Genomic DNA, 11,037 nt, shown 5'->3' on the forward strand with positions numbered 1-11,037 from the left:
GGTCGGAAAAAAGCCGCGCATCATACCAGCATGACTGGCCGAGGGTAATGCGCCGGACCGCCGGCGGGGCGGGGGCTTGCCAGCGATGAGGCCCCCCAGAGCGACGGCGCTCGACTCAGGTGTCCGAGCGCCGGCTGTGCATGTGATCTCGCCCCGCCAATGTCGGGAACAATTTGATCCACAGCCCCGTCACCACCAGCGTCCCGACGCCGCCCATCACCACCGCCGGCACGGTCCCGAACCAGTGCGCCGTCACCCCCGATTCGAACTCGCCGAGCTGGTTCGACGCGCCGATGAACAGCCCATTCACCGCACTCACCCGCCCGCGCATTTCGTCCGGGGTCTCCAACTGCACGAAGGAGCTGCGGATCACCATGCTGATCATGTCCGCCGCGCCGAGCACGGCCAGCACCGCGAGGGAGAACCAGAACGAGGTGGACAGGCCGAAGGCGATGGTCGCCACGCCGAACACGCCCACCGCGGTGAACATCACCCGGCCCACCTTGCGCTCCACCGGGAAGCGCGCCAGCCACACGGACATCAGCAGCGCGCCCACCGCTGGCGCCGAACGCAACAGGCCCAGGCCCCACGGCCCGGTCAGCAGGATGTCCTTGGCGAACACCGGCAGCAACGCCGTGGCGCCGCCGAGCAGCACGGCGAACAGGTCAAGAGAGATGGCGCCGAGGATGTCCGGGCGGCTGCGGATAAAGCGAATCCCCGTCAGCAGCGATTCCAGGCTGGCGCGGCCTTGGGCCAGCGGGGTCTGGCGCGAGGTCAGGCCGAGGGTCAGGCAGCAGGCGATCACGTACAGGCACACCGTTGGGCCGTACACCCAGACGCTGCCGAAGGCGTAGAGAAAACCGCCCGCCGCCGGCGCGACGATGGTCGCCGATTGCATCGCCGAGGCCGACGCCGCCACCGCCCGCGGGAACAGCTCGGCGGGCACCACGTTGGGCAGCAGCGCTTGGGTCGCCGGCATCTCGAAGGAACGGGCGCTGCCGAGCAGGAAAGCCAGCACGAAGATCAGCTCGCGGCTCACCGAATCGGTAGTGCTGGCGATCGCCAGGGCCAGGGCGATCATCGCCTGCAGGCTCTGGCACAGCGCGGCGACGCGGCGGCGGTCGTAGCGGTCGGCGACATGCCCGGTGTGCAGCATGAACAGCACCCGTGGCGCGAACTCCACCAAACCAACGAGGCCCAGGTCCAGCACGTTGCCGGTCAACTGGTAGAGGTGCCAGCCAATGGCCACGGTGAGCATCTGGAAACCGCTGGCGGTGAATACCCGGGCCAGCCAGAACGAAAGAAACGGACGGTGATGACGAAGCAACAACGGGGCGTGTGCTGACATGACGGACTGCCGGGCCTTCATGAGGGGAGGGGCGTTGCAGGTTAACACCGGGCTGTAACAAAAGGTTGCAGAACCCGCCGTTGTCGTGCGGTCAGCGCACCGATTCACCTTTTCGTAAAGGGGGGTGAGGCAACCGGTCACGCGGCAACGCACCACACAACCGTGCGGCGTCTTCGCGACTATCCTTTCTCCCTGTCGTTGATCTGGATCAATAGTTGTTTTTGCAACGATCCAGGCGTCACCGATGGGCCCTCGGGCCGAAATCCCTGTGGTGCGAAAGTTTTCAGAACAATTCCAACTTGCCGCACTCAACCACCGTAGGGGCAGTTGGCGCCAAGGCAACGGACCCTGACGCCGGATTACCTGAAAGAGGAAGCACTATGTTCGGATCAGAGGCACTCGATCTCGCCCGAATCCAGTTCGCGTTTACCGTGTCCTTTCACATTCTGTTCCCGGCCATCACCATCGGCCTCGCCAGCTACCTGGCGGTGCTCGAAGGCCTGTGGCTGAAAACCAACCAGAACGTCTACCGCGATCTCTACCATTTCTGGTCGAAGATCTTCGCCGTCAACTTCGGCATGGGGGTGGTCTCCGGTCTGGTGATGGCCTACCAGTTCGGCACCAACTGGAGCCGCTTCTCCGACTTTGCCGGCGCGGTTACCGGGCCCTTGCTCACCTACGAGGTGCTCACCGCGTTCTTCCTCGAAGCCGGTTTCCTTGGCGTCATGCTCTTCGGCTGGAACCGCGTGGGCCGTGGCCTGCACTTCTTCGCCACGGTTATGGTGGCGATCGGCACGCTGGTCTCGACGTTCTGGATCCTCGCGTCCAACAGTTGGATGCAGACGCCCCAGGGCTACGAAATCATCGATGGCCGGGTGATCCCGGTGGACTGGCTGGCGGTGATCTTCAACCCGTCGTTCCCCTACCGCCTGATGCACATGGCCACGGCCGCGTTCGTCGCCACGGCGTTCTTCGTCGGCGCCTCGGCGGCCTGGCACTTGCTGCGCGGTCGCGACAACCCGGCGATCCGCAAAATGTTGTCGATGGCCATGTGGATGGCCCTGATCGTCGCGCCGATCCAGGCGGTGATCGGCGACTTCCACGGCCTCAACACCCTCAAGCACCAGCCGGTGAAGATCGCCGCCATCGAAGGGCACTGGGAGAACGTCGGCGACGAGCCGACCCCGCTGATCCTGTTCGGTATCCCCGACATGAAGGCCGAAACCACCCGCTTCAAGCTGGAAATCCCGGCGCTGGGCAGCCTGATCCTGACCCACAGCCTGGACAAGCAGGTGCCGGCGATGAAGGACTTCCCGCCAGAAGACCGGCCCAACTCCACGGTGGTGTTCTGGTCATTCCGCATCATGGTCGGCCTCGGCATGCTGATGATCGCCGTCGGCCTGTGGAGCCTGTGGCTGCGCAAACGCGGCACTTTGTACAGCTCGCGGCCGTTCCTTTACCTGGCTTTGTGGATGGGGCCGTCCGGGCTGATCGCGATTCTCGCCGGCTGGTTCACCACTGAAGTCGGTCGCCAGCCGTGGGTGGTCTACGGACTGATGCGCACCGCCGACGGTGTGTCCAACCACAGTTACGCCCAACTGGGGATCACCCTGGTGATATTCGTGGTGGTGTATTTCGCCCTGTTCGGTGCGGGCCTCGGCTACATGATGCGCCTGGTGCGCAAAGGGCCGAAGACCGGCGAAGGCGAGGAAACCAATCCGGGTGGCCCTGGCCAGCCACGCACCCCGGCGCGGCCGTTGTCGGCTGCCGACGACGATCACGAAGAAGGCGCCAGCCTGAACAAAGGACACTGAATCATGGGTATTGATCTTCCACTGATCTGGGCTGTGGTCATCATCTTCGGGATCATGATGTACGTGGTCATGGACGGCTTCGACCTCGGCATCGGCATTCTCTTTCCCTTCGTCAAGGGCGACACCGACCGCGACGTCATGATGAACACTGTCGCGCCGGTCTGGGACGGCAACGAGACCTGGCTGGTGCTGGGCGGTGCGGCGCTGTTCGGGGCCTTTCCACTGGCCTACGCGGTGGTGCTGTCGGCGCTGTACCTGCCGTTGATGCTGATGCTGGTGGGGCTGATCTTCCGCGGCGTGGCCTTCGAGTTCCGCTTCAAGGCCAAGGCCGACAAGCGCCACCTGTGGGACAAGGCGTTCATCGGCGGCTCGCTGGTGGCGACCTTCTTCCAGGGTGTGGCGCTGGGTGCCTTCATCGAGGGCTTCAAGGTGGTGGACCGCCAGTTCGTCGGCGGCACGCTGGACTGGATGACGCCGTTCGCGCTGTTCAGCGGGCTGGGGCTGATCGTGGCCTACGCCTTGCTCGGCTGCACCTGGCTGATCATGAAAACCGAAGGCAAGCTGCAGGAGCAGATGCACAATCTGGCGCGGCCGCTGGCGCTGGTGCTGCTGGCGGTGATCGGCGTGGTTAGCCTGTGGACACCGCTGGCCTACCCGGACATCGCCAAGCGCTGGTTCAGCATGCCCAACCTGCTGTGGTTCATGCCGGTGCCATTGCTGGTGATGGTCACCTTCTACGGCCTGCTTCGGGCGGTGGCGCGCAATGCGCACTACACGCCGTTCCTGCTGACGCTGGTGCTGATCTTCCTTGGCTACAGCGGCCTGGGCATCAGCCTGTGGCCGAACATCATCCCGCCGTCGATCTCGATCTGGGACGCCGCCGCGCCGCCGCAGAGCCAGGGCTTCATGCTGGTGGGCACGCTGTTCATCCTGCCGTTCATCCTGGGTTACACCTACTGGAGCTACTACGTGTTCCGCGGCAAGGTGACCCACGAAGACGGCTACCACTAGGAGGGTTCAGGACATGACCGGTAAAGACACCTTCGACGCCGAGAAAAAGCCGCTGTGGCAGCGGCTCGGCTGGCTGGCGCTGATCTGGACCGCCAGCGTCGCGACCCTCGCGGTGGTGGCGTGGCTGATGCGGATGTTCATGAGTGCGGCGGGATTGACCACGCACTAGTCCTGCCGCTAGTCGCGACGGTTCAGCGAACCGTCGCGATCGCCGGCATCACTTGCGCGCCTTGAGCACCACGAACTTCGGCGTCGCCGCCACCTGTTCCACGCCGCGGAACAACCGCGCCAGCTTGGTGTGGTAGCCCAGGTGGCGGTTACCGACGACATACAGCGAACCGCCGGTTACCAGCGCTTCCCGCGCCTGCTGGAACATCCGCCAGGCGATGAAATCACCCACCACCTGCTGCTGGTGGAACGGCGGGTTGCACAGCACGATATCCAGCGAATCCTCCGGCTGCCCGGCCAGACCATCCGCCGCGCGCACCTCCACATCGCGCTCGCCCAGCGCCGCCTGCCAGTTCTCCCGCGCCGACTGCACTGCCATGTACGACTCATCCACCAGCGTGTAGTGCGCCTGTGGATTGTCCAGTGCACTGGCGATGGCGAGGATCCCGTTGCCACAGCCAAGGTCCGCGACCCGGGCGCTGCCGAGATTTTTCGGCAGATGCGGCAGGAAGGCGCGGGTGCCGATATCCAGCCCTTCGCGGCAGAACACGTTGGCGTGGTTGAGCAGTTCCAGCGCCGGCTTGTCGAGGCGATAGCGGCTCGGGTAAGGCGAGACGGCGCGGGGCTTGTCTTCGTGGGTGGCGATCAGCAGGCGAGCCTTTTTCTGGGCCAGCGAGGCCTGCATCGGGCCGATGTATTTCTCCAGCAATTCCCCGGCCGCCCGCGGCAGGTGCTTGATCATCGCCCCGGCCACCACCCGCGCGCCCGGCGCCAACTGGCCTTGCAGGCGGATCAGTTGTTCTTCCAGCAAGGCCAGGGTTTTCGGCACGCGCACCAGGACGTGATCGAACGGTCCCTGCCACGCCTCGTTGGCCGGCACGAAGGGCACGCTGTCCCAGGGCTGGTCGTTGCGCGGCAGATTCTTTTCCAGGCCCAGGCGGGCGAGGAACGAGTCGCCGCTGCTGGTCACCGCGAAGTGCGGCCGCAGGCTGATGGCCAGGCCGCCGAAACTGTCGTTGAGTACGAGCACCCGCGTGCTAGCGGGCAGCGCCTGCTCGGCCAGGTGCTCCAGCAGGTATTCGTCGGCGGCGTCGAAGGCTTGCAGGGGATCGTTGGCGTATTCGGGCTGGCGGATCAGGTCGAGGTCGGCAAAGGGGCTGTTCAGCAGGGGCATGGTACGAGGGCTCTGGGGCATGGGTGTGCACCGCGCTGCTCTGGGCAGGCGGGGTGACAGACAGGTGCCGATTCTACAGGGCTTTATTGCCCAACGGGGTCAGAGCAGACCGTGCAGCGCGGCGAGGGCCACGGCGCCGGCCTTGTTGTTGGCGTTCATCTTGGTGATGACGCTGCGGATGTGGAAATTCACGGTGCTCTGCGACAGGGTGAGGATGCAGGCAATGTCCGAGGCGGTCTTTCCCGCGGCGGACCATTTCAACACCTCCCGTTCCCGGTCGGACAAGCCGAAACCGTTTGGCTTGAGCGGGTTGATCTGTTCCAGCATCAGCGTGTGCAGGACGTTGCACAGCCACAGCGCCTGGCCGGTCTTGTCATAGAACTCGGCGACACTGACGACATCCTGGCTGCGCACCAGACTCAGCACACTGTTGTTGCCGCGCATGTCGTGGGCGGCCTGACTCCAGCCATAGACCAGCCCGTGGGCCTTGGCGTCCATGCGCAGTTGCGGGGTTTCGTGGAACACCTCGTCTTCCCAGAGCAGCGGGATCAACGAGTGGCGGCAATGGGTGAAGGTCGGGTCCTGGATCAGGTAGTTGCAGTCCCGGTAGTGGTCGTTCCACTCGGCGGAAAAGTTGTTGAGCATGAGGGTCTGCGGCGTGAGGCCGGAGGCCTGGCTCTGCACCACCAGGCTCAGGTATTCCATATCCAGTTGCTGTGCCAGGGCCAGGGCCTGGTGAAACAATTGTTCGGGGTTGTGCTCCCTGATCAGTTGCTCGAGTTGATCCTGCTTCCAATGCGGCATCTCAACGGTGCTCCCTGATATGGATCCAACTGCTCAATGGTGCAGGCTGAGTATAGGAATTGTCCTACATGGCGATTGGTTTTTTTCGCTATAACTTGACGTATGTCATGACTCCTAAAGGCTATGTGGCGTAACGCAATGTTTAGCTCGGCTCCGGGAAACCACCACAAACCGGCGGTGTTTATTCCGGCGGCTTTGCGCGAAACTGGGCGCACCTGATTTCCGGAGCCAACCATGACTGCCAGCGCGGAGAAATACACCCGCCAGACCCTGCTCGATGTCCAGCCGCTGACCCCCAGCCTGTTCAGCCTGCGCACCACGCGCGACAGCGGTTTCCGTTTCCGCGCCGGGCAGTTCGCCCGCCTTGGCGTGACCAAGGCCGACGGCAGTGTGGTCTGGCGCGCTTACTCGATGGTCTCGTCGCCCTTTGACGAACACCTGGACTTCTACTCCATCGTGGTCCCGGGCGGTGAGTTCACCAGCGAACTGAGCCGTCTGCGCGAAGGCGATGAGTTGCTGATCGACCGCCAGGCGTTCGGTTACCTGACCCTCGATCGCTTTGCCGATGGGCGTGACCTGTGGCTGCTGGCCACCGGCACCGGTGTCGCGCCGTTCCTGTCGATCCTGCAGGACTTCGAGGCCTGGGAGCGCTTCGACAACATCAAGCTGGTGTATTCGGTGCGCGAGTCCCGCGAGCTGGCTTATCAATCCCTGATCGCCGGCCTGGAACAGCGCGAGTACCTGGCCGAGTACGCCGGCAAATTGCAGTTCATTCCGGTGGTGACGCGTGAACAGCACCCGGGGGCGCTGAACGGGCGCATCACCACGCTGATCGAGAACGGCGAACTGGAGCGTGCCGCCGGCCTGGAGCTGACCCCCGAGCACTCGCGGGTGATGCTGTGCGGCAACCCGCAGATGATCGACGACACCCGCCAGGTGCTGAAAGCCCGCGACATGAACCTGAGCCTGAGTCGGCGGCCGGGGCAGGTGGCGGTCGAGACGTATTGGTGAGTGATCAGGCCAGACAGTAAAACGGCGCCTCGGGGCGCCGTTTTCATTTGTCTGGGTTCAAGGCCTGTCGTTTTGCGCCTTGAGCAGGTCACGAATCTCGGTCAGCAGGGTTTCCTGTGGCGTCGGTGCCGGTGGAGCGCTCGGCGCCACGGCTTCTTCGCGCTTCAGGCGGTTGATGACCTTGACGCCCATGAAGATGGCGAACGCCACGATCACGAAGTCGATGATGGTCTGGATGAACTTGCCATAGGCCAGTACCACTGCCGGAATGTCACCTTCCGCCGCTTTCAGGGTGACCGCCAGGTCGCTGAAGTCGACACCGCCGATCAGCAGTCCGATGGGTGGCATCACCACATCGCCGACGAAAGACGAAACAATTTTGCCGAAGGCTGCGCCGATGATGATACCGACCGCCATGTCCACGACATTGCCCTTGACCGCGAAGGCCTTGAATTCACTGATCATGCCCATGGTTTATTCCTTGTAACAATTGAAGGGGTGAACGCAGTGTAAATCAGCCTTCCGCTTCATGCGCTGCGCCGCTTTCAAATGACCTCGCTCATAGCCAATGGTTTGGTCGCGTTGGCGCCTTTCCCGGTGCGGCGGCTATCATGGCGACTTTTCCAGGAGATTGCCCCATGGCCAAAGCCAAGCGGTTGTACGGCTGCACCGAGTGCGGCGCGACTTTCCCGAAATGGGCTGGCCAGTGCGGTGAGTGCGGTGCCTGGAACACCCTGACCGAAACCATGATCGAGAGCGGCGGCGCCGCGGCCCCCAGCGGACGCAGCGGCTGGGCCGGCGAGCAGGCGAAGATCAAGACCCTGGCTGAAGTTTCGGTCGAAGAGATCCCGCGCTTCTCCACCGCCAGCGCCGAGCTGGACCGCGTGCTCGGCGGCGGCCTGGTGGACGGCTCGGTGGTGCTGATTGGTGGCGACCCCGGCATCGGCAAATCCACCATCCTTTTGCAGACCCTCTGCAATATCGCCACGCGCATGCCGGCGCTGTACGTCACCGGCGAGGAATCCCAGCAGCAGGTGGCCATGCGCGCCCGCCGCCTGGGGCTGCCGGAAGACAAACTGCGGGTCATGACCGAAACCTGCATCGAAACCATAATCGCCACTGCTCGGGTCGAGAAACCCAAGGTCATGGTGATCGACTCGATCCAGACCATCTTCACCGAACAACTGCAGTCGGCCCCCGGCGGCGTCGCCCAGGTCCGCGAAAGCGCCGCGTTGCTGGTGCGCTACGCCAAGCAGAGCGGCACGGCGATCTTCCTTGTCGGCCACGTCACCAAGGAAGGCGCGCTGGCCGGACCGCGGGTGCTGGAGCACATGGTCGACACCGTGCTGTATTTCGAAGGTGAATCCGACGGTCGCCTGCGCCTGCTGCGGGCGGTGAAGAACCGCTTCGGCGCGATCAACGAACTGGGCGTGTTCGGCATGACCGATCGCGGCCTGAAGGAAGTCTCCAACCCCTCGGCGATCTTTCTGACCCGGGCCCAGGAAGAAGTGCCGGGCAGCGTGGTCATGGCCACCTGGGAAGGCACCCGGCCGATGCTGGTGGAAGTTCAGGCGCTGGTGGACGACAGCCACCTGGCGAACCCGCGGCGGGTCACCCTCGGCCTCGACCAGAACCGCCTGGCCATGCTGCTGGCGGTGCTGCACCGCCATGGCGGGATCCCGACCCATGACCAGGACGTGTTCCTCAACGTGGTCGGCGGCGTGAAAGTGCTGGAAACCGCGTCGGACCTGGCGCTGATGGCTGCGGTGATGTCGAGCCTGCGCAACCGGCCGCTGTCCCATGGCCTGCTGGTGTTCGGCGAGATTGGTTTGTCTGGCGAAGTGCGCCCGGTGCCCAGCGGTCAGGAGCGCCTGAAAGAAGCGGCCAAGCACGGCTTCAAGCGCGCCATCGTGCCGAAGGGCAACGCCCCGAAAGAGGCCCCGCCGGGCTTGCAAGTGGTGGCGGTGACCCGTCTGGAACAGGCGCTGGACGCATTGTTCGAGGAATGAGGCGCAGGCAAGGGGTTTCTTGCAACTGATTCTCACTAACGAGTAGCATGGCGCCTCCATTCCGATAGCCTTCTGGAGTTCGCGTGGCGGAGTCCGACCTCAAGCGCCTGTTCCTCAAGCACGCGAAAACCCTGCAAGGCCTGCTCACGCGCAAGGTGCGCGACCCGCAACTGGCCGCCGACCTGGTGCAGGAAAGTTTCCTGCGCCTGGCCGAGCAGCAGGCCAGCGAGCGCATTGAAAACACCCCGGCCTACCTCTACCGTACGGCGCACAACCTGATGATCGATCACGTGCGCCAGCAGCAGCGGCGCAAGACCGATCTGGTGCCCCACGAAGCCCTCGAAGGTATCGTCGAAGACAGCCCCGGCCTGGAAGAAACCACTGCGGCCGAACAGCACATGCGCCGGTTACGCGCGGCGATGAACGCGTTGCCGCCGCGAACCCGCGAAATTTTCCGTCTCAACCGTCTGGAGGGCCTGACCCATGCTGAGGTGGCGCAGCGCCTGGAGATTTCCGACAGCTCGGTTCAGAAGCACCTTTCCAAGGCGCTGGCCTATGTGATGCAGTGTTTGCAGGAGCCCGAATGACGAACGGTTTACTGGGAAATGCGCCGTCAGACGTCAGCCCTTACATAACCAGAATTCGAGAGAACCGTGTGAGCAGCGAGATTCCGCCAGAGCAAGCAATTCGCGAGCAGGCCGCCGAGTGGGCGGTCCTGCTGGATGCCGGGTGCCTGAGCCCCGAGCAACGGCAGGCGCTGGCCGCGTGGCGCGACGCCGACCCGCGTCATGCCCCGGCGTTGACGTTTGCCCAGGGCACCTGGGCTGATCTGGGGCGGCTGGGGCATCTGGACGAAACCGTCGCCGTCCCGCCGCCGGCCGCTTTGGCAGCGGCACCGCGTCCAGTCACGGGACGGCGGCGCCGTTCGCGGCTGGGCTGGGCGGCCACCAGCACCGCCCTGTTGTTGCTGGCGGTGTTCGCGGTCGATCGGGCGCCGGGCGTGCTGATCCAGATGAGCGCCGACTACGCCACAGGCCGCGGCGAAATCCGCCAGGTGACGCTGCCGGACGGCAGCCGCATCGATCTCGACAGTCACAGCGCCATCAGCCTCGCTTACAGCGACAGCGAGCGGCGGGTGAAGCTGCTGGCCGGGGATGCGGTGTTTTCCGCGGCCCCGATTGGCGAGCGCGAGACGCGGCCGTTCGTGGTCGAGTACGCCGGCGCCAGCACCCGCGCCTTGGGCACCCGTTTTGTGGTGGGGGGCGAAGGGCAGGGCGGTTGGGTCGGGATGCTCGAACACAGCACCCGGGTCAGCTTGCAGGAACCGCCGGTCACGGGCGTGGCCGAGCAGGTGCTCAACGAAGGGCAAAGCCTGCGTTATGACCGCGAACACGGTATCCGCCCCTGGCCGCAACAGGACCCACTGCGCGCCAGCGCCTGGCAGCGTGGCCTGCTGGTGTTCGAGCGCGAGCCGCTGGCTGCGGTGGTCGCGCAGATCAACCGCTACCGTGGCGGGCACGTGATGATCGGCGATGCGGCGCTGGCGAAGCGTGAAGTCAGCGGCATGTTCCGCCTGGATAACCTCGATCAGTCGCTGGCGATGCTGACGGATGAGCTGAAGGCCAGGCGGGTGGATGTGCCTGGGTTGACGCTGATTTATTGAAGATTCTGCGGGGCGCTCGATCTGAGGGCCCCCGC

11 protein-coding genes are annotated in these 11,037 nt (G+C 64.5%); 7 read left to right on the top strand and 4 right to left on the bottom strand.

The window, feature by feature from the left end:
* Positions 1-115: 115 nt before the first annotated feature.
* Positions 116-1,348 carry an MFS transporter gene (locus tag NTD88_RS18240; protein ID WP_262154103.1) on the bottom strand — a complete coding sequence of 411 codons (1,233 nt, stop codon included), beginning with the start codon at positions 1,346-1,348 and terminating at the stop codon, positions 116-118.
* A gap of 380 nt (positions 1,349-1,728) precedes the next feature.
* On the opposite strand from NTD88_RS18240, the gene NTD88_RS18245 reads away from it, so the two are divergent.
* Genes NTD88_RS18245 through NTD88_RS18255 form a run of 3 tightly spaced genes read left to right on the top strand, consistent with a single transcriptional unit; the run spans position 1,729 to position 4,342 of the window.
* Positions 1,729-3,162, top strand: a complete 1,434-nt coding sequence (locus NTD88_RS18245) for a cytochrome ubiquinol oxidase subunit I (protein ID WP_262154102.1) — start codon at positions 1,729-1,731, stop codon at positions 3,160-3,162.
* A 3-nt stretch (positions 3,163-3,165) separates the two neighbouring features.
* The gene (gene cydB / locus NTD88_RS18250) at positions 3,166-4,173 is read left to right on the top strand and encodes a cytochrome d ubiquinol oxidase subunit II (protein ID WP_095159915.1); all 1,008 of its coding nucleotides are present in this window, start codon (positions 3,166-3,168) and stop codon (positions 4,171-4,173) included.
* Positions 4,174-4,186: 13 nt separating this feature from the next.
* Complete coding sequence (locus NTD88_RS18255; RefSeq protein WP_095159914.1) at positions 4,187-4,342, top strand: DUF2474 domain-containing protein; 156 nt, start codon at positions 4,187-4,189, stop codon at positions 4,340-4,342.
* A 48-nt stretch (positions 4,343-4,390) separates the two neighbouring features.
* On the opposite strand, the gene NTD88_RS18260 is transcribed toward NTD88_RS18255, so the two are convergent.
* Positions 4,391-5,515 (bottom strand): methyltransferase, encoded by a 1,125-nt coding sequence (locus tag NTD88_RS18260; protein WP_262154101.1) that lies wholly within the window; start codon positions 5,513-5,515, stop codon positions 4,391-4,393.
* A 99-nt stretch (positions 5,516-5,614) separates the two neighbouring features.
* A complete protein-coding gene (locus NTD88_RS18265; protein WP_095159912.1) occupies positions 5,615-6,319 on the bottom strand; it encodes an autoinducer binding domain-containing protein in 705 nt (234 codons plus the stop codon).
* Between the two features lie 234 nt (positions 6,320-6,553).
* On the opposite strand from NTD88_RS18265, the gene NTD88_RS18270 reads away from it, so the two are divergent.
* Entirely contained in the window at positions 6,554-7,330 is a 777-nt protein-coding gene (locus tag NTD88_RS18270) for a ferredoxin--NADP reductase (RefSeq protein WP_262129676.1), read from the top strand.
* Between the two features lie 57 nt (positions 7,331-7,387).
* Here NTD88_RS18270 and mscL read toward each other — a convergent pair whose 3' ends face one another.
* Positions 7,388-7,801 (bottom strand): large-conductance mechanosensitive channel protein MscL, encoded by a 414-nt coding sequence (mscL, locus tag NTD88_RS18275; RefSeq protein WP_095159910.1) that lies wholly within the window; start codon positions 7,799-7,801, stop codon positions 7,388-7,390.
* Between the two features lie 167 nt (positions 7,802-7,968).
* Here mscL and radA point away from each other — a divergent pair, with 167 nt between their 5' ends.
* The 3 genes from radA (at position 7,969) to NTD88_RS18290 (ending at position 11,002) form a co-directional block, all read left to right on the top strand.
* Positions 7,969-9,339, top strand: coding sequence for a DNA repair protein RadA (gene radA / locus NTD88_RS18280; protein WP_095159909.1), 1,371 nt, complete (start codon positions 7,969-7,971; stop codon positions 9,337-9,339).
* An 83-nt stretch (positions 9,340-9,422) separates the two neighbouring features.
* On the top strand, positions 9,423-9,926 hold the full coding sequence (locus NTD88_RS18285; protein ID WP_095159908.1) for an RNA polymerase sigma factor: 504 nt from the start codon (positions 9,423-9,425) through the stop codon (positions 9,924-9,926).
* A gap of 68 nt (positions 9,927-9,994) precedes the next feature.
* On the top strand, positions 9,995-11,002 hold the full coding sequence (locus NTD88_RS18290; protein ID WP_262154100.1) for a FecR family protein: 1,008 nt from the start codon (positions 9,995-9,997) through the stop codon (positions 11,000-11,002).
* The last annotated feature ends 35 nt before the right edge of the window (positions 11,003-11,037 follow it).

It is taken from the genome of Pseudomonas sp. 20P_3.2_Bac5 (genome assembly GCF_025466035.1).
GTDB lineage: Bacteria > Pseudomonadota > Gammaproteobacteria > Pseudomonadales > Pseudomonadaceae > Aquipseudomonas.